Raw genomic sequence first — 18200 nt, forward strand, 5'->3', positions numbered from 1 at the left:
CAGTTCTGGGGGAACCATGAGCCTGTCCGATACAACAGCGGTGGCGCTCGCCGAACCCGAACGCCGCGTCCGTCCTGTCTGGACCGCGGGGGTCGTGCTGGTCAACGTCGGCATCAACGCGGCGTTCTTCGGCCCGATCCAGGTGCTCCTCGGCCAGCAGGCGGCGGCCTTCGGCGAAGCGGATAAGGAGGCCATTCTTGCCCTCGTGACCGGCGCGGGCGCCGCGGTCTCACTCGTGGCCAACCCCCTGTTCGGCGCCTTCAGCGACCGCACCACCTCGCGCCTGGGCCGCAGGGTGCCTTGGGTGCTCGCCGGGGCCGTCCTCGGCGCGGCGGCCCTCATCGCGCTGGCGGGGGCCCCGAACGTCGCCGTCATGACGCTGCTCTGGTGTCTGGTGCAGGTCGGCTGCAACGGCGCCTACGCGGCCATCACGGCCGCCATCCCGGACCGGGTGCCGGTGCCGCAGCGCGGCACGGTGGGCGGATTGGCGGCCATGGGCCAGACGGTCGGGATCCTGGCCGGTGCGGTAATCGCCGCAGCCGTCACGGGAAACTTCGCCGCCGGCTATCTGGTCTGCGCCGCGGCGCTGCTCGCCGGCGTCGTGCTCTATTTCTTCAAGAACGACGACGTGCGGCTGCCTGCGCAGGCGCGTCCGCCGTTCAGCCTGGCCGGCTTCGTGAAAGGCTTTTGGATTTCCCCGGCGCGCCACCCCGACTTCGCCTGGGCCTGGCTGACCCGGCTGCTGGTGAACATCGGCAACCACATGGTCACGCTCTACCTGCTGTTCTTCCTCAAGGACGCCGTTCATGTCCGCGAGACCCAGGGCATCGAGCCGGAGTTCGGCGTGCTGATCCTCACCGGCCTCTATGCGGTCATGGTGATCGTCACCAGCGTGATCGGCGGCCCTCTGAGTGACCGGATGGGCAGACGGAAGCCGCTCGTCATCCTCTCCTCCGCCATCATCGCCGCGGCCTCGCTCATCCTCGCCTTCGCCCCGACCTGGACCGGCGCCATGATCGGCGCGGGGGTGCTGGGCATCGGCTTCGGCTGCTATCTGGCGGTGGACTTTGCCCTCATCACCCAGGTGCTGCCCACTGCCCTGAACCGCGGCAAGGATCTCGGCGTCATCAACATCGCCAACTCGCTGCCCCAGGTGCTCGCCCCGCTCATCGCCTTTCCGTTCGTGACCCTATGGGGCGGCTATGTCTCCCTGTACGTGGCGGCAGCGGTGATCGGGCTCCTTGGTGCCGTCTTCGTGGTCAAGATCAAGGGCGTGGACTAGGCCGCTGGCGTACTGTCCGGGCGCCATCCGGAGGCGCTGTCCCGGGGCCGTCGGGAGCGCCGTTTGACTGGCTGACCGTCCAGTGTCGTGGCGTATAGTGGACGGGAATTGCCGCGGCAGCGCTGTGGGGGATCCCTCCCGGCTGCCGAGAAAAACGACCCCCGGAACGCTGCTGATGCCTGAATTTCACTCAGATCTTCCACCGATGGCCCCTCCGCCCACCCTGCCCCGGCAACGGCTCCGTTACGTGCGGATCCTTGATGTTGCCGCCGGGTTTGCCCGCAAGGGCCTCGAATCGGTGGTGCTCTCCGAGGTGGCGGCCAAGGCCGACGTTCCGCTGGGGACCCTGTACCGTTACTTCCCCTCCGCCACCCAGCTGGTGCTGGCGCTGTACCGCAAACAGCTGGGTGAACTGCACGCGGGCAGCTCCCCGGCCGCGGGAAAGGTTCCGGCCCACGCGCTCGTGGGGGTCGTGATGGAGATCTTCCATATGCGACTCATGCAGCCCGCCGTCGAGCAGTGCCTGAACCGGGCCGTCTACGTCAAGGACACGGACACCACGCGGCTTCTCCGCGAGATCGACTCCATCGCGGAGAAAGCCGTGACTGCGGTGAGCGGCGACGCCGCCATCTCCCGGGTCCTGCTGCTGACGGTCACCGGTCTGGTCCAGGCGGTCCGCTGCCGCCGGCTGTCGCTGTTTGAGGCCGAAGAGGACCTGAAGAAGGCCTGCTCACTGCTGCAGCGCACGCCCCAGCCCGCGTAACTGGTCTAGACCAACACCCCCGAAAAACCGAGCTGTTTCAGTGATCTGGGTCACTTAGATGCTTGGGGAAACGTTTCACCAGGTCAGGTACGGGTCCCGCCGGGAGTTAAGGCGGGCGGCGTTGTTTACCATTGCAGAACCGGAGCTGGCCGCAGCCAGCACTTCCGGGAGCCTCACCGCCGGCCCTCCACCCATCGGACCGGCACCGACGTTCCCGCCAGACCATCTTGAGCATCCCTGTGCTTGAGCTTCCATGAGCCGTGTGCCCACGGTGAGCCCCAGGAGACAACGACGTGTCCACTGAAACGATCATTCCCGCCGACACCACTTCCCCCGCCGAGCCCGTAGCCGTGCTCAGCGACGAGGAAATCTTCGCATCCCACCAGGGCGGCAAGCTTTCGATTTCCAGCACCGTCCCGCTCGCCAGCAAGCGTGATCTTTCCATCGCCTACACGCCCGGCGTCGCCCAGGTCAGCCGCGCGATCCACGCCAACCCGGAGTTGGCCAAGACCCTCACCTGGGCGCAGCGCCTCGTGGTCGTGGTCAGCGACGGCACAGCCGTCCTGGGCCTCGGGAACATCGGCGCCAGCGCCTCGCTGCCCGTGATGGAGGGCAAGTCAGCCCTGTTCAAGGCCTTCGGCGAGCTCGACTCCATCCCGCTGGTGCTCGACACCACCGACGTCGACGAAATCGTCGAGACCCTTGTCCGGCTGCGCCCCAGCTTCGGCGCCGTCAACCTCGAGGACGTCTCGGCGCCGCGCTGCTTCGAGCTGGAGGAAAAGCTCATCGAGGCCCTGGACTGCCCCGTCATGCATGACGACCAGCACGGCACCGCCGTCGTGGTCCTCGCCGCCCTGACCGGCGCCGCCAAGGTGACCGGACGGACGCTGGAAAGCCTGCGCGTGGTGATCTCCGGTGCCGGAGCGGCCGGAATCGCCGTCGCCGAAATCCTGCTCACCGCCGGCATCGGCGACGTCGTGCTGCTGGACTCCCGCGGCGTCATCAACCGGGACCGCGCAGACATCGCCGCCGACCCCGCCAGCAAGAAGGCCCAGCTGGCCCAGCGCAGCAACCCGCGCGGCGTCACCGGCGGCCCGGCCGAGGCACTGCTCGGCGCCGACGTTTTCATCGGTGTCTCCTCCTCCAAGCTGGACGAGGAGCACCTCAAGCTCATGAACCAGAGCTCGATCGTCTTCGCCCTGTCCAACCCGGACCCGGAAGTCCTGCCGGAGGTTGCGAGCAAGTACGCGGCCGTCGTCGCCACCGGGCGCAGCGACTTCCCGAACCAGATCAACAACGTCCTGGCATTCCCCGGCATCTTCCGCGGAGCCCTCGACGCAGGTGCCCGCCGGATCACCCCGGCCATGAAGCTGGCGGCCGCCCGGGCCATCGCTGCGCTGGCGGAGGACGAACTCTCCGCGGACTACATCGTGCCCAGCCCGCTGGACCCCCGCGTGGCCCCGGCCGTCTCTGCCGCCGTCGCCGCGGCGGTCGAAGCGGAGTAGTTGAAGCCAGCGGCGTAGTTTCCGCAGCAGCCCATCGCACGACGACGGCGGCGCTTCCTCGGGGGACGCGTTGCCGTCGGCGTCCGGGGGCAACCCTAGACTGGGGCCATGAATCCCGAAACCGTCGTGACGGTGCTTTGCGGCCTGGCCATCCTGGTGGGCGTGGCCGGAACCATTATCCCGATCCTGCCGGGAAGCATCCTGATCGGGCTGAGCCTGCTCGCCTGGGCCATCTGGGGCGGCGCCGGAACCACCGGCTGGGTGGTGTTCGGCATCGGCCTGGTCTTTGTCCTGGCCGGGATGGCGGCCGGCGCCGTGCTGACGGGCCGGAAGCTCAAGCAGCACAGCATCCCCGGCCGCTCGGTCGTTGCCGGCCTGATCCTGGGCGTGGTGGGGATGTTCATCATCCCCGTGGCGGGACTCTTCGTCGGCTTCGCCGCCGGGCTCCTGCTCAGCGAGTTCCAGCGCACCCGCGTCCTGCGCACCGCCGTGGCCTCCAGCTGGGCCGCGCTGAAAGCCACCGGGCTGGGCATGATCGCCGAGTTCGGGCTCGCCTGCCTTGCCGCCAGCACCTGGGTCATCGGCCTCTGGGTGGCCGCGGCCCACTAGCATAGGTGCATGAGCGCCGGACCCCCAGAATCCGCACCCCTTTCTCCAAAAAACCTGCCTCCAAAAAACCAGACTCCCCCAAACCAGTACCCGTACAGGCTCTACCACGACACCCGTGACCTGACCCCCTTCCGCAAGGTGGTGGTGCGGACGCCCGTGCGCGGTGTCGCGGAGGGCGTGGGAGGGCTTGTTTCCGGACTCCTGGCCGCACGGATCCGCGGCACGCTCGCCGTGGAGGGCGGAGCGCCCCGGCTCGGTAAAGTGGCCGGCCGGATGCCCGGCAAGGCGGCCAAAGCCGTGCACGGCGCGATCTTCGGCAGCACCGATCCGGACCGGCTCATCACCCTGGCCCGGTCCTTCCCCGGCTGGGCGGGACTCTGCTACCTCATGGCCGGGCTGCTGGCATACTCGCACGGGGGCCATCTGCGCGCCTCCGAGCTGCTGCAGCGCGGCCTGTCCGTCCGGAACGACGACGACGCCAACCGTTACGCCGCCGACTACCTTCCCGGGGTGGTCATCCGGGTGGAGGTGGCCGAACGGATCGAGGTTCCCGTGCTGTTCAGCGAGGAGGCCGTGTTCCTGGCCCTGTCCCACTCGCTGCGGGAGACCGGCCAGGCGGAGGCCGCGCTGGCGGCGCTGGCCGGCCTGCCGCCGTCGTTGCCCCTGGCCCTGGCGCGCTGTTCCCTGGCGGCCGCGCTGGGACGGGACGCGGACGTGGTGGCGGACACCGAGGGTCTGCTCAACGCGGACGACCTCTCGGCGGCGCTGCTGCTGGTGCGGGCCCGTTCGCTACGGAAGCTCGGGGACTACGGCCCGGCCCGGGCCGCGCTGCAGGAAGTCCTGCGGCGCCGGAAAACGAGCCTTTCACTGCGCAACGATGCCCGGACAGACCGTGCGCTGCTCCTGCTGGACGCCGGGCGGAAAACCCTGAATCCCAGGGAATGGCAGCGCCGGAAACCGGCGGAACTGGAGACGGTGAAGGCCATCCGGAAGGACGCGGAAATGCACGAGCTGTGGGACCGCGAGTACGGCCGCGCCGAAGACGGCTGACGTCCGGCTGGCACCCGCGCGACGCCCGGCAGCCGGCGCCCGCGGCGGCCGCTGAGCCACTTGCGGGCCCCCGCGGCGGGGAGTACAAACAAGGCATGAGAGATGCAGCGGCCCGCTGGATGCAGCACTACATCACGGCGTGGAGGTCGAACGAACCGCAGGACATTCAGGCGCTGTTCACCGAGGACGCCGTCTACGCCACGAGTCCGCAGGAACCCGAACCTTGGCGCGGGCGGGAGCAGATCGTAGAGCACTGGCTTGCCGTGCGCGATGACCCCGAAGACTGGACGTTCGAGTGGAAGCTGCTGGGGATCGACGGCGGCCGTGCGTTCGTGCAGGGCCTCACCACCTACCGGGGAATCAGCCGCAGCTACGACAACCTGTGGGTTGTCCAGCTGACGGCGGATGGCCGCGCCTCGTCCTTCACCGAGTGGTACATGCAGCGCAAGTAGGTCCGGCTCCTGCCGCAGGCGGATCACGGCCTCGGATCCCGGCCTCAGCTGCGGGTGATGGCCGCGCTCACCCAGGGTATGAGCTGCTCGGAGAGCAGTACCGCGCCGAGGAGCAGCATGATGATCCCGCTGGCAAGGGTCACCCGGCGGGCCGCTCCGGGCCGGGAGTGCAGCAGTTTCCGGGCCAGGAGTGCCACGCAGCTGTAGACGACCGCCACCAGGACGACAAAAGTCAGACCCAGCAGACCGGACTGGACCGGAACGGGGAGCGTTGCCTCGGGGCTGACGAACTGCGGCACCAGGGCCACGAAGAACAGCAGGCCCTTCGGGTTGATCCCGCTGATTCCCATGCCCTGGCAGAAGATCCGGAATTGGCTGTCCGGTGCCGGCGCCGGGGTTTCTTCGGGGCCGGCGTTGAAGCTGGCCCCGCGCCACGACCGGACGGTGCTGAAGCCGAGCCAGAGCAGGTAGGCGGCACCCGCAGCAGTCAGCCAGCCGAGCACGCCGGGCATCCCGGTGAGCAAGGCAGCCAGTCCGAGCGCCATGAGTGCCGTATGGATGACGTAGCCGCCGCAGAGCCCGGCGACGGCCGGGACGAAGCTGCGCTGCCTCAGCCCGGCCGCGATCGAGTAGGCCCAGTCGACCCCGGGAGTGCAGGCCAGGGCGACTGCAACAACCATGAAGGCGAGAAAAAGCTGCGGGTTCACGGCGGGCTCCTGAGGTGCGGTACATCCTGGCGGGTACAAGAGAAACTCTAGGCAATTCAGCCCCATAAGTGTTCCCTGATTTACTGAAGAATTGCGGGAGTTCGGTAAGGTTATTGCGTGATCGACCACATTGACAGAAGTATTTTGCGCCACCTGAAAATGGACGGGCGGATGACCGCTACTGCCCTGGCGGCGAAGGTCGGGCTGACGGTGGCGCCCTGTCATCGCAGGCTGCGAGATCTGGAGGCCTCCGGGGTAATCCGGGGATACCGGGCAGACATCGATCCGGCCGCCGTCGGGCTGGGGTTTGAGGCGATCGTGTTTGTCACGCTGCGGCAGGTGGATCGCGCCACCATGGAGATTTTCGAGAACCGTGTGGCGGACAATCCGAATATCGTGGAGGCCCAGCGGCTCTTTGGCTCGCCGGACTACCTGCTGAAAGTCATCGCCGAGGATCTCCCGGCCTACCAGCGCTTCTACGACAGCGAACTGACCTCGCTGCCCGGCGTGGAGCGGCTGACATCGACGCTGGTGATGAAGAACCTGAAAGCCAACGTCGGGCCGCCGGTCTAAGGCGGCTCAGGCGCCCAGCAGGCCGGTGGTCCGGTAGGGGATGACCTCGCGCAGGAACATGCTGGTGGATGTCCGCACGATCCCCGGGCACAGCCGGATTTCCTCGGACACGCGGTAGAGATCGTCCGGGCTCCGGGCCACCACGCGGATCAGCAGGTCCGTGTCGCCGGCCGGGGCGTGGCATTCGAGCACTTCCGGGATGTTCCGCAGGGCCGCGATCGCGTCATTGAGGTGGCTCTGGTCCAGTTCGGCGCTCACCGCGGCCGCCACGCCCCGGCCCAGGGCGGACGGCAGCACCCTGCTGCTGTTCGGGCGGAGGGCGCCCGACGCCGACATCCGCTCCAGGCGCGACTGCACGGTGCCGCGGGCCAGGCCCAGCTTCTGGGCCAGCACCATGACCGGCACCCGCGGGTCCTCATCCAGCGCGGCGAGGATCCGCCGGTCCGTCGCGTCGAGTTCCTGCAAAATGACCACTTCCTGTTCATAGCCGCGGCCATCGGTGGTCAGATTGACCACTACAAGCGGAGTCCGTTGCACCAACTGTAGGTCTTCTGCTCAAATAGTGACAACAAAGGACAGAGGCTACCGCCGGATCCCGAAGGCTACAGGCACCCCGGCACACCACCCGGACCCTGGATGAGGCTCCCCGCAAGGAACCCGCCGCTGATTGACACTTGTTCACGCATCGTCTGTCCGCAAACCGCAAGAAAATACGGCAAGAGCCCCTGAGCCACCGACGTCGGATTGCCCGAAGTCATCGGTAGCTGAGGGGCTCTTGTGTTGCTGCTGTGTTGCTCCCATAGGGTTGGTCCCATGACGTCTGCCGGCCGCTTCGCCCCCAGCCCCTCCGGCGAGCTGCATGTGGGCAACCTCCGGACGGCCATCCTGGCGTGGCTCTTTGCCCGGTCCAGCGGCCGGCGGTTCCTGATGCGGGTGGAGGACCTGGACCGGGCCCGGGCCGGCGCCGAGGCGGAGCAGCTCCGCGATCTGGCGGCGATCGGCGTGACCTGGGACGGCGGCGTCGTCCGCCAGACGGACCGCCAGCCCCTGTATGCGGAGGCGATCGGACGGTTGACCGCGGCGGGCCTGACCTACGAATGCTTCTGCACGCGCCGCGAAATCCAGGAGGCCCCGTCCGCACCGCATGCGCCGCAGGGCGCGTACCCGGGGACGTGCCGGGGGCTGTCCGCGGCGGAACTCGAGCTCAAACGGGCCGCCCGGCCGGCGGCGGTCCGGCTCCGCGCCTCCGTGGCTGAGGGGACGGTGCGGGACGTGCTGCATGGCAGCTACACCGGCATGGTGGATGACTTCGTGCTCCGGCGCAACGACGGGGTCACCGCCTACAACCTGGCCGTGGTGGTGGACGACGCCGCGCAAGGCATCGACCAGGTGGTCCGCGGCGATGACCTGCTTCCCTCCACACCGCGGCAGGCCTATCTGGCATCCCTCCTGAATATGCCGGTTCCGGAATATGCCCATGTGCCGCTGGTGCTGAACGCCGACGGCGCCCGGCTGGCCAAGCGCGACGGCGCCGTCACGCTCGCGGACCTGGCGCGCGCCGGCGTTCCGGTGGACGCGGTGCGGGACGCACTGCTGGCATCGCTCGCGCTGCCGGAAGGAGCACTGGAGCAGGCACTCGCCGTCTTTGACCCCGCAGCGCTGCCGCGGGAGCCTTGGGTGTGGCCCGGGGTGCGGCACGGGACTGGCAGGCGCGGCACTGGCAGGCGCGGCGCGTAGGCTGGAATCATGTCAGAACGAGCACTCCCTCAGCCCCGATTCAGTGTCGAGACAGCCAAGATCCTGGCCGAAGTGGCCCACAACCGCCAGAAGGACAAGCTCAAGCGCCCCTACCGGGAGCACGTCCTCGCCGTCGGGGATGCCCTGGCGGATTTCGACGACGACATCCGGATCGCCGGCTACCTGCACGACATCGCCGAGGACACTCCGATGACCAGGCAGGCGCTGCTGGACATGGGCGTCTCGGAGCGGGCCGCGGACATCATCGAGCGCGTCACGAAGCGCCTGCACGAAAACCCGGACGACTATCAGGCGGGCATCCGCTACATCGCCGAAGACCATGACGCCACCCTGGTCAAGATCGCCGACAACGCGCACAATTCGCTGCCCGAGCGGGTCCGGGCGCTGGCCGAGAAGTGGCCGGACAAGCCGCCGGTCACCCGCTACGACGAGGCCCGCCCGGTACTATACGCCGCCGTCCCCGTGGAAGAGACCCGGAAGATCCTGGCGCGGGTGAACCCGTGGCTGCTCGAGGAACTGGACGACATGCTCGACGAGGCGGACGACACCGACTACGAGAACCTCTCCTACGAGCCGGCTCCGGTGGTCGAGCGAGTCGAGACCCCAGGGACCTCCGGGACCTCCGAGACTCCCAGGGGCTGACCGTGCGCGCCTACGTCCTCACCCGCTATGGCGGGGCGGCGGCCATGGAGTTCCGGGACGTCCCCGAGCCGCAGCCCGGCCCCGGTGAGGTCCGCATAAAAGTCGCCGCGGCAGGCCTGAACCCGGTGGACTACAAGATCCGCGAGGGCGCGCTGCGCCCCATCAACCGGCTCCGCCTGCCCGTCATCGCCGGCTGTGAATGCGCCGGGACGGTGGACGCAGTCGGCCCGGGGGAGGGCCGCTTCGCCGTCGGGGACCGCGTCTTTGCACAGGTGGACAGGATCCGGCTCGGCGCCTTTGCCGAGTTCGCGTGCGTGCGGCAGGAACTGGTGGCCGCCATGCCGGCGTCGCTCGGCTTCGCTGAAGCGGCGGGCCTGCCATTGGCCGGGCTCACCGCCCTGCAGGCCCTTCGCGATGAACTTGCCGTCCGCCCCGGCACCCGGCTGTTTATCTCCGGCGGCGCCGGCGGCGTGGGCACGCTGGCCATCCAGCTCGCCAAGCACCTCGGGGTGGAGGTGACCACGACGGCGTCGCCCCGAGGCGAGGCCCTGGTGCGGAGGCTGGGCGCGGACCGCGTGGTCGACTACACACGGGAAGACTTCGCCGAGGTCCTGAAGGACTTCGACGCCGTGCTGGACCTGATCGGCGGCGCGACGCTCAAGGAATCCTTCCGCATCCTCAGGCCAGGCGGCAGGGTGGTCTCCATTGCCGGGGTGCCGGAACCGCTGTCCGCGAAGAAGGACCTCGGCTCGCCCCGCTGGGTTGCGGCCGTGTTCTGGGCGATGAGCCTGGGCATCCGGCGCCGGGCCCGGAAGGCGGAAGCCACCTACCGGTACCTGTTCATGAACCCCAGCGGGGATGACCTCCGGGTTCTGGCCTCGCTCGTCGACGGCGGCCAGCTGGAGCCGATCCTGGACAGCACCTTCCCGTTCGAGCGGATCGCGGAAGCGTTCGCCGCGCTCGAACGGGGCCGCGCCAAGGGCAAGATCGTCGTCACGCTCTAGAGGCAACGACGTTCGAGCCGCTCCAGACCCTCACCTGGCCGCTGTCGAGGCGAGCGAACCCGGCTTTGAGCGTGCCCACCACAGAAGGCCGATGTAGGCCAGATCGAAGACGCTGCAGAGCGCGCCGACGCCCAGGATGAGCGTTGAGTTCCCGAACCAGCCGAAGACGATCGTGGGCGCAAGCGTCCCGATCCACTTGGCGACGCCGATCAGCACGGACTGCCCCCGCATTCCGTCGCGGGCTGCGAACATGGCGATGAACAGCCCGGACATCAGGAGGTTCTGCAGGAAGGCCGCATACCGGGCAGCATCCTCCCAGCCGAACTCCACGACGAACAGCAGCTGCACGGCGAAGGACGTGACACCCAGCAGGAGCGCCCAGCCGACGAAGAGTCTCCGCGTCACCCAGGGCGGCAGCTCGGATCTGCCGAACTTGAGGAAGGTGTACACAATCACGACATCGGCCAGACCCCACGCGATGTTGAAGATGCCCTGGACGGATATTCCTGTGGCGACCGAACGTGAGGCGTAGACGGCCTCCCAAGCGAAGTTCAGCCCGAGCGCGGCGGCGGGGATTGCGTAGCTCTTGTCCCTGAATCCAATCCGGATGGCGTCAACGTACACCACCGTCCAGGCGAGGCCGCTCACAATCGTCAGGAACAGGATCACGGTTTCCTCCTCGTCCTTCGAGACTCACAGCCAGTTCGCGGGAATCGTTCGTAGTCGCCGTAACCATACGGCGAAGTCGCACGATTCCCGCGAGTTCGGCCTGCGAACGCGCCGAACCGAGGAGTTACACCCGGCCCAGGGCGTCGATGTCCTCGAGGAATTCCTGGTGGACTTCCTCGCTCACTGTGGTCCGGGTGTCCCGGATCGTGCCGAGATAGTCCTCGGTCGCGGGGCCCTTCCGGACCGCCGCCCGGGACGCGGTGTCGCCACCGGAGGCCGCGCCGCCGTCGTCGTACACCGCCTTTTCCAGCGCCCGCTGGGAGGCGCTGCGGGCCGCGTACTCGATGTCCGCGGGGGAGAATCCCTCGGTGCGGTCCACCAGCTGCTCCACATCCACGTCGTCCACCACGGCGGCGGGGATGAAGCGCTGCCACATGGCCTCGCGGGCCTGGCGGTCCGGCAGCCCGATGGGGATGACGTAATCGAACCGGCCGTGCCGCAGGAACGCGGTGTCCAGGGCACGGATGAAGTTGGTGGCGCAGACCAGCAGGCGGCCGGGCTGTTCGCGGAACGCGGGGATGATCTTGAGGAGCTCGTTCGTGACGCCCTGCAGCGGCGACGGCGGCTCGCCGGAACGCTGGGAGGCGATCTCCTCCACCTCGTCGATGAACACGACGGCGTGCTCCAGCTCGGCGATCTCCAGGAACGTCTCGCGCAACGCCCCGGCCAGGCCCTTGGGATCGGAGGCCAGCCGGGAGGGGAACACCTCCACAAACGGCCATTCCAGGCGGGACGCGATCGCCTTCGCGAAGGTCGTTTTGCCGGTGCCGGGAGGGCCGAAGAGTACGACGGCGCGCGGCGGCACCACACCGTATTCGTCGGCGAGATCGGCTTCGGCCAGCGGCAGCACCAGGCGGCGTTCCAGCAGTTCCTTCTCATTGCGCATGCCGGCCACGTTTTCCCAGAGGTCACGGGCGAGGATGCGGCCGCCAAGCTGGCTCAGCGGCTCGAGCTCGGCCCGCTGGACCGGGATTTTGCGTTCGAAGTAGCGCAGGTTCTTCTTGAGCACGAAGCCGCGGCTCAGGAACGCTTCCACCCGGGTTTCGGATTCCGGCATGAGGGCCGAGAGCTTGTTCAGCCCGTGCGGGGCCATCCGGTTTTCGACGGCGGCCAGCAGCGACGTGCCGATCCCGCGGCCCCGGTACTCCGGAAGGGTCGCCAGGAAGACGATCCAGCCCTGGTCATGGGCGGCGCGTCCGACGGCGGCGCCCACCACCATGTCGCCCTGCACCGCCACCACCGCGTGGTCTTTCTCGCACGAGGCCAGGACCTCGGAGAGGGCATAGACGGGCTCAACGTTGGTGGCCTTGAGCGTTTCCCACAGGTGCAGGATCCCGTCCAGGTCCGCCGAGTGGAAATCCCTGATCCGCCAGTTGGTCATGCCGTGTCTCCCGGGTGGTTCGTCGTTGAGCCAGTGTGAGCTTGTCTGCTGAGCATATGCGACCCGTCCGGCCGGGAGGTTGCGACGGCGTTGCGTTACGCGGGGACGGCCCAACTGGCTGGCATTAGTTGTCGTTCTGAGGGCTCAAAACGACCACGAATGCGAGCCAGTTGGGGGGCGGGGTGTTTAGTCGCGGTCTTCCCTGGCGCCCTGCATGGGCCGGTTGGCCACCAGCGGGTAGGGGCCGGTGAAGCCGTCGCGGACCGCTGCGAGCTCCAGGATGCGGTGCCGGCAGAGGCGCCAGCCCAGCATCAGCGCGGGAATCACCACCACCAGTGACGCGATGGTCCAGGTGCCCACGGGGGAATCGAACGCCATCAGCACCAGCACCGCGGCCAGGAACGCGAGCGTGACCCAACCGGTAACCGGGGAACCGGGCATCCGGAAGGCTGGGCGCAGCAGTTCGCCGCGTTTGGAGAGCTTGACCAGTTGCATCTGACACAGGACGATCATGCCCCATGTGCTGATAATGCCCAGCGAAGCAATGTTCAGGACGATCTCGAACGCCTCCGCGGGAACCACCGCGTTCAGCACCACACCCAGGCAGGCCACGGCCGCGGTCAGCGCAACGCCGCCGTAGGGGACACCGGCCTTGTTCATCCGGCTGGCGAACTTCGGGGCCGAGCCGGTGACGGACATGGAGCGCATGATGCGGCCCGTGGAATAGAGCCCGGCATTCAGCGAGGAAAGGGCCGCCGTGAGGACCACCAGGTTCATGATGGCATCCACACCCTCAACACCGATGGAACCGAAGAACGTGACGAACGGGCTTTCGCCGGCCTTGTACGAGGTGTACGGGAGCAGCAGCGAGAGCAGGATCAGGGAACCGACGTAGAAGACCGCGATACGGACTATGACCGTGTTGATGGCCTTGGGCATGATCTTCTCGGGGTTTTCCGTTTCGCCGGCCGCGGTACCGATCAGCTCGATCGACGCGTAGGCGAACACAACACCCTGCATCACCACGATGGCGGGCAACAGGCCGTTGGGGAAGAGGCCGCCGTTGTCAGCGATGAGGGTGAATCCGACTTCCTGGCCGGCCACCGGGGTGCCGAAGATGACGAAGTAGACGCCGACGACCAGGAAGGTCAGCAGGGCCACGACCTTGATCAGCGCGAACCAGAACTCCAGTTCTCCAAACACCTTGACGGAGATCAGGTTCAGGCCGAGGACCAGGATGAGCGCCGCCAGCGCCCACATCCACTGCGGAACATCGGCAATGGGGGCCCAGTATTTCTTGAAGAAGTTCATGTAAAGCGCGACGGCGGTGATGTCCACGATCGCCGTCATGGCCCAGTTCAGCCAGTAGAGCCATCCGGTGACGAACGCGGCCTTCTCACCGAAGAACTCGCGGGCATAGGAGACGAATGAGCCTGAGGACGGGCGGTGCATGACCAGTTCGCCGAGGGCACGGAGGATCATGAAGGCGAAGAAGCCGCAGACTGCGTAGCTGATGATCAGGGCTGGGCCTGCCGTGGCGAGTCGGCCGCCGGCGCCCATGAACAGGCCGGTGCCGATCGCGCCGCCGATCGCGATCATCTGGACCTGGCGGGGCTTTAGGCCCTTGTGGTAACCCTCGTCCTCCCGGTGCAGGGTGGCTTCGGAGGCGTGGGCGTGCGCTGGAATGGTGTGGTCGGAGATGGCCTGCTTTTGGGCAGTGTCCTGCTGTGGCTGTGTCATGGGAGTCCTTTGGTTTCCTGTTGGGGAGGAGCCGGAGGTGCTTCGGTGGTTGTTGGTGTCTACTTGCTGAGGTTTGCGAGTCTTTCGGGGCTGAGGAGTTCCTGCAGCTGTTCGGCGGTGAGCAGGCCGTGTTCCAGGACCAGTTCGGCGACACCCTTGCCGGTGGCGAGGGCTTCCTGGGCGATGGCGGTGGCGGTGGCGTAGCCGAGGTGGGGGTTCAGGGCGGTGACCAGGCCGATTGACTGTTCCACCGTGAGCCGGAGGTGTTCGGTGTTGGCGGTGATGCCCCGGACGCAGCGGGCCGTGAGGGTGCGGCAGGCTGCTTCCAGGTGGGAGATGCTCTTGTGGAGGCTGTGGACGATGATCGGTTCGAAGGCGTTGAGCTGGAGCTGGCCGGCTTCGGCGGCCATGGTGATGGTGACGTCGTTGCCGATGACCTCGTAGGCCACCTGGCTGACCACTTCGGGGATTACCGGGTTGATTTTGCCGGGCATGATGGAGGAGCCGGACTGCACGGCGGGCAGGTTGATTTCGCCGAAGCCGGCACGCGGGCCGGAGGAGAGCAGCCGGAGGTCGTTGCAGATCTTGGAGAGCTTCACGGCGACGCGCTTGAGCACGCCGGAGAGGTGCACGAAGGCGCCCACGTCCTGGGTGGCTTCGATGAGGTCCACGGCGGTGACCAGGGGCAGGCCGGTGATTTCGGCCAGGTGCCGGCAGGCCGCTTCGGCGTAGCCGGCCGGGGCGTTCAGCCCGGTGCCGATCGCGGTGGCGCCGAGGTTGATTTCGTGGATCAGCAGGTCCGCTTCGGCCAGCCGGAGGCGGTCTTCGCCGATGGTCACGGCGTAGCTGCCGAATTCCTGGCCCAGGGTCATGGGGACGGCATCCTGGAGTTGGGTCCGGCCCATTTTGACCACCGTGCGGAATTCGGCGGCTTTGGCCGCGAACGCGTCCTCAAGTTCAGCCAGGGCCGCGAGCAGTTCCCGGACGGCGAAGATGGTGCCCAGCTTCACGGCCGTGGGGTAGACGTCGTTGGTGGACTGGCTGAGGTTCACGTGGTCGTTGGGGTGCAGGCGCGCGTAGTCCCCCTTGGGGTGGCCCAGGATTTCCAGGGCGCGGTTGGCGATGACCTCGTTGGCGTTCATGTTCGACGACGTTCCGGCTCCGCCCTGGATGACGTCCACTACGAACTGCTCGCTGAGCTTTCCGTTCATGACGTCGGCGCAGGCTTGCTCGATGGCCCGGGTGCGCCCGGCGTCCAGGAGGCCCAGCTCGTGGTTGGTGCGCGCGGCTGCGAGTTTCACGGCGGCCAGGCCGCGGACCAGGTGCATGTTGGAGGCGAGCGGCTGTCCGGTGATGGGGAAATTTTCAACGGCGCGGAGCGTGTGGACGCCCCAGTAGGCGTGGGCGGGAACGTCCCGGTCGCCCAGGAGATCGTGTTCGGAACGGAAGACGGTGTGTCCGTCAGTGGCTGTCATGAGTGTCCTTACGGGGCTTCGGGGGCGGGGAGGAAATCGGTGGCCTGCAACAAGCCCAGGGGGCGGCCGCCGCCCAGTACGGAGGCGGCGGCGATGCGGGCCAGCGGTGCGGTGTCGACGCCGAGCGCTTCCAGCACCCGCACGGTGACGGGCATGCGTGCGCGGTCCCCGCCGTCGGAAATCTTCACCGCGACGGCGCGGCCGTCCGGCAGTCCCACCAGTTGGACGCCTTCGAAGCCGTCCTTGGCCAGCAGCCCGGGAGCCAGGCGCATCAGTGCGGTGACGTCCCGGCCTTCGCCGGCCACCATGGCGGGGTGCTGGCGCATGGCGTGCGCGACGGCGGCTTCCGGATTATCGGCGGGGGCGGCGCCGTCGGGCAGCTCCGCCGAGGCGAGCCGGCCGAAGGCGCGGGCCATGCCGCGCAGCGTGAGCGCGAAGAGCGGGGTGCCGCAGCCATCGGTGGTGGTGCGCTCCGGTGTCTCGCCGGTCAGGTCCGTCACGGTCCCGGCGATGAGTTGCTGCAGCGGGTGCCCCGGATCCAGGTAGCCCCGGACCGGCCAGCCGTTGATCACACAGGTGGCCGCCATCGAGGCATGCTTGCCGGAGCAGTTCTGGGCAAGTTGGGCGGGCTGCCCGCCCTCGCGGAGCCATTCCTCGCGCTCCGCGGCTCCGTAGGGAAGGTCGGTGCTGTTCTCCAAGGCCGCAGGGGTCAGCCCGTGCAGGTCCAGGATGCGTTCGGCACCGTCTCGGTGCCGGGCCGCTCCGGAATGGCTGGCGGCCGTGAGGGCCAGGAGGTCCGCGGGAAGATCCAGTCCGGCGCGAACCATGGCGACGGCCTGCAGGGGTTTGAGGGCGGAGCGCGGGTAGAAATGGGCGAGGGGATCGCCGGCAGCCAGGAGCGTCCTGCCGTCCGGTGCCGTGGCGATCATCGAGCCGTAGTGCACACTCTCCACGAGTCCGTCGCGGGTCTGGGCCACCAGGGGTGCGTGCTGCGGAAGCCGGTCGTGAGCGAGGGCGTTGGGTGTATCGGCAAGGGCGGGGGAGTACATGGGGTCCTTATGCTTAGTTGTCTCTGGTGGTGACTGGGAGTCGTATGCCGGGCTGTTGCGCCACATGTCAGGGGTTGAGGATCGAGTCGACCGCGACGCCGACGGCGTGAAGGTGTTCGCTCATGGCGGCGCAGGCCTCAGCGGCGGAGCCCGATTCGATGGCCTGCAGGATGCGCTGGTGCTCCTTGTCCGAGGCGTGCTGCCGGTCCGCCACGACGTTCAGGGTTTCGGACTGGTGCGCCAGTGCCTCGCGGATGTCCGCCACCACGTTTTCGAACACTTTGTTGCGGCTTGCACGTGCGATGGCCGCATGGAAGCTTGAATCGAGCCCCACCCATGCTTCGGGATCGTCCTCGGCGGCCATCGCTGCCACGATGTCCCGCATTGCCGCGAGCTCTTCGGGGGTGCGGCGTTCGGCGGCGAGTCCGGCGGCAGGCACCTCGATGTGGGGGCGTGCCTCGGTCAGCTCCAGCGCGGAGTAGTGGCCGAGGACGAGGTCCTTCGCCACGCGGTCGGCGACTACGAACGTGCCGCGGCCTGTCTTGGTGACGGTGAGGCCCAGGGCGGTGCAGGAGCGCAACGCCTCGCGGATGACGGAGCGGCTCACCCCGTACTCCTGGGCGAGCGTGGCTTCGGAGCTGAGCTTGGCGCCGACCTCGAGCCTGCCGGATTCGATTGCGGAGCGGAGTTCGTTGAAGACGGCTTCGGCCGCGCTGAGGCGGGCAAGCGGCTGTCCTGCTGTCCGGCTGTCTGACAGGTTCACGTCCATAAATATGGCATGGATCACACCTGGGTGTCAATTGTGACGGCGACCCCTGGCGTTTCAGGGGCCGCCGCCACGGCGCCGGGTGCCTGCCGCCTACAGCGCGGCGAGCAGTTCCTTCATTTCCTTGATCTCGGCTTCCTGGGCGGCCACGATGTCCTTGCCCAACTGGACGGCGTCGGCGTTCCTGCCGTCGGCGGTTTCTGCCTTCGCCATTTCGACGGCGCCTTGGTGGTGGACGATCATCTGGGTGAGGAAGAGCTTCGCCGCCTCGGTGCCCTGTGCGGCGTCGAGCGTCTTGAGGTCGTCGTCGCCCATCATGCCGGCCATGGAGTGGCCGGCGGCCATCTGCATGGGCTCATTCCAGCCTTTGAGCCATCCGGTCATCTTCTCGATTTCGGGTCCTTGGGCGGCCTTGATCTTCGTGGCGAGCGCGGTGATCATGGCGTCCATGCCCTGCTTCCTGAGCATCATTTCGCTCATCTCCACGGCCTGGCTGTGGTGGGGGATCATCCCCTGGGTGAACATGGTGTCCGCCGCATTGTGCTCCGATGTGGAGCCGGCCGTGGCCGGGGCGGAGCTGGAACCCATGGTGCTGTGGTCCATGCCGGGCGTGGTACTTCCGCCGGAGCTGGCTCCGGTGGAGCAGCCGGCGAGGGCGATGACAGCGGCGAGGGCAGTGGCGGAAATTGTCAGGGTTTTCGTCATGGAAAGTCGT

Annotated in this window: 19 protein-coding genes; 10 read left to right on the forward strand and 9 right to left on the reverse strand. The window is 67.9% G+C overall.

Features of this window, described 5'->3' with window-relative positions; genetic code table 11:
* The first annotated feature begins 16 nt into the window (after nucleotides 1-16).
* The 6 genes from ACQCSY_RS10710 (at nucleotide 17) to ACQCSY_RS10735 (ending at nucleotide 5661) form a co-directional block, all read left to right on the forward strand.
* Nucleotides 17-1282 carry an MFS transporter gene (locus tag ACQCSY_RS10710; RefSeq protein ID WP_427135498.1) on the forward strand — a complete coding sequence of 422 codons (1266 nt, stop codon included), beginning with the start codon at nucleotides 17-19 and terminating at the stop codon, nucleotides 1280-1282.
* Nucleotides 1283-1487: 205 nt separating this feature from the next.
* Nucleotides 1488-2045 carry a TetR/AcrR family transcriptional regulator gene (locus ACQCSY_RS10715; RefSeq protein ID WP_427135500.1) on the forward strand — a complete coding sequence of 186 codons (558 nt, stop codon included), beginning with the start codon at nucleotides 1488-1490 and terminating at the stop codon, nucleotides 2043-2045.
* A 311-nt stretch (nucleotides 2046-2356) separates the two neighbouring features.
* Complete coding sequence (locus ACQCSY_RS10720; protein WP_427135789.1) at nucleotides 2357-3550, forward strand: NAD(P)-dependent malic enzyme; 1194 nt, start codon at nucleotides 2357-2359, stop codon at nucleotides 3548-3550.
* A 108-nt stretch (nucleotides 3551-3658) separates the two neighbouring features.
* Entirely contained in the window at nucleotides 3659-4159 is a 501-nt protein-coding gene (locus ACQCSY_RS10725; RefSeq protein ID WP_427135502.1) for a DUF456 domain-containing protein, read from the forward strand.
* A gap of 9 nt (nucleotides 4160-4168) precedes the next feature.
* Complete coding sequence (locus ACQCSY_RS10730; protein ID WP_427135504.1) at nucleotides 4169-5209, forward strand: hypothetical protein; 1041 nt, start codon at nucleotides 4169-4171, stop codon at nucleotides 5207-5209.
* Nucleotides 5210-5304: 95 nt separating this feature from the next.
* Nucleotides 5305-5661 carry a nuclear transport factor 2 family protein gene (locus ACQCSY_RS10735; RefSeq protein WP_427135506.1) on the forward strand — a complete coding sequence of 119 codons (357 nt, stop codon included), beginning with the start codon at nucleotides 5305-5307 and terminating at the stop codon, nucleotides 5659-5661.
* A 44-nt stretch (nucleotides 5662-5705) separates the two neighbouring features.
* Here ACQCSY_RS10735 and ACQCSY_RS10740 read toward each other — a convergent pair whose 3' ends face one another.
* Nucleotides 5706-6368, reverse strand: coding sequence for a LysE family translocator (locus ACQCSY_RS10740; RefSeq protein ID WP_427135508.1), 663 nt, complete (start codon nucleotides 6366-6368; stop codon nucleotides 5706-5708).
* A 117-nt stretch (nucleotides 6369-6485) separates the two neighbouring features.
* Between ACQCSY_RS10740 and ACQCSY_RS10745 the strand changes: the two genes are divergently transcribed.
* Complete coding sequence (locus ACQCSY_RS10745; protein WP_427135510.1) at nucleotides 6486-6941, forward strand: Lrp/AsnC family transcriptional regulator; 456 nt, start codon at nucleotides 6486-6488, stop codon at nucleotides 6939-6941.
* Nucleotides 6942-6947: 6 nt separating this feature from the next.
* On the opposite strand, the gene ACQCSY_RS10750 is transcribed toward ACQCSY_RS10745, so the two are convergent.
* Nucleotides 6948-7406 carry an Lrp/AsnC family transcriptional regulator gene (locus ACQCSY_RS10750; protein WP_427135791.1) on the reverse strand — a complete coding sequence of 153 codons (459 nt, stop codon included), beginning with the start codon at nucleotides 7404-7406 and terminating at the stop codon, nucleotides 6948-6950.
* A gap of 348 nt (nucleotides 7407-7754) precedes the next feature.
* Here ACQCSY_RS10750 and gluQRS point away from each other — a divergent pair, with 348 nt between their 5' ends.
* The 3 genes from gluQRS to ACQCSY_RS10765 are packed head-to-tail and all read left to right on the forward strand — an operon-like array spanning nucleotide 7755 to nucleotide 10345.
* Nucleotides 7755-8678, forward strand: a complete 924-nt coding sequence (gene gluQRS, locus ACQCSY_RS10755; RefSeq protein ID WP_427135512.1) for a tRNA glutamyl-Q(34) synthetase GluQRS — start codon at nucleotides 7755-7757, stop codon at nucleotides 8676-8678.
* Nucleotides 8679-8687: 9 nt separating this feature from the next.
* Nucleotides 8688-9341 (forward strand): HD domain-containing protein, encoded by a 654-nt coding sequence (locus tag ACQCSY_RS10760; protein WP_427135514.1) that lies wholly within the window; start codon nucleotides 8688-8690, stop codon nucleotides 9339-9341.
* A 2-nt stretch (nucleotides 9342-9343) separates the two neighbouring features.
* Nucleotides 9344-10345: an NADP-dependent oxidoreductase gene (locus tag ACQCSY_RS10765; protein WP_427135516.1), complete on the forward strand. Its 1002-nt coding sequence runs from the start codon at nucleotides 9344-9346 to the stop codon at nucleotides 10343-10345.
* A gap of 30 nt (nucleotides 10346-10375) precedes the next feature.
* On the opposite strand, the gene ACQCSY_RS10770 is transcribed toward ACQCSY_RS10765, so the two are convergent.
* The 7 genes from ACQCSY_RS10770 to ACQCSY_RS10800 all read right to left on the reverse strand — a co-directional run bounded on the left by ACQCSY_RS10770 (nucleotide 10376) and on the right by ACQCSY_RS10800 (nucleotide 18190).
* Nucleotides 10376-11014 (reverse strand): hypothetical protein, encoded by a 639-nt coding sequence (locus tag ACQCSY_RS10770; protein ID WP_427135518.1) that lies wholly within the window; start codon nucleotides 11012-11014, stop codon nucleotides 10376-10378.
* Nucleotides 11015-11138: 124 nt separating this feature from the next.
* A complete protein-coding gene (locus tag ACQCSY_RS10775; RefSeq protein ID WP_427135520.1) occupies nucleotides 11139-12455 on the reverse strand; it encodes an ATP-binding protein in 1317 nt (438 codons plus the stop codon).
* A 186-nt stretch (nucleotides 12456-12641) separates the two neighbouring features.
* A complete protein-coding gene (locus tag ACQCSY_RS10780) occupies nucleotides 12642-14195 on the reverse strand; it encodes an amino acid permease (RefSeq protein ID WP_427135522.1) in 1554 nt (517 codons plus the stop codon).
* A 59-nt stretch (nucleotides 14196-14254) separates the two neighbouring features.
* The gene (locus ACQCSY_RS10785) at nucleotides 14255-15670 is read right to left on the reverse strand and encodes an aspartate ammonia-lyase (RefSeq protein WP_427135524.1); all 1416 of its coding nucleotides are present in this window, start codon (nucleotides 15668-15670) and stop codon (nucleotides 14255-14257) included.
* Between the two features lie 8 nt (nucleotides 15671-15678).
* Nucleotides 15679-16719 carry an asparaginase gene (locus ACQCSY_RS10790; RefSeq protein WP_427135526.1) on the reverse strand — a complete coding sequence of 347 codons (1041 nt, stop codon included), beginning with the start codon at nucleotides 16717-16719 and terminating at the stop codon, nucleotides 15679-15681.
* Between the two features lie 67 nt (nucleotides 16720-16786).
* Nucleotides 16787-17482, reverse strand: coding sequence for a FadR/GntR family transcriptional regulator (locus ACQCSY_RS10795; protein ID WP_427135528.1), 696 nt, complete (start codon nucleotides 17480-17482; stop codon nucleotides 16787-16789).
* A gap of 96 nt (nucleotides 17483-17578) precedes the next feature.
* Nucleotides 17579-18190 (reverse strand): DUF305 domain-containing protein, encoded by a 612-nt coding sequence (locus ACQCSY_RS10800; RefSeq protein WP_427135530.1) that lies wholly within the window; start codon nucleotides 18188-18190, stop codon nucleotides 17579-17581.
* Nucleotides 18191-18200: the final 10 nt, after the last annotated feature.

The organism is Pseudarthrobacter sp. S9 (genome assembly GCF_050156545.1).
In the GTDB taxonomy this organism is placed as follows: domain Bacteria; phylum Actinomycetota; class Actinomycetes; order Actinomycetales; family Micrococcaceae; genus Arthrobacter.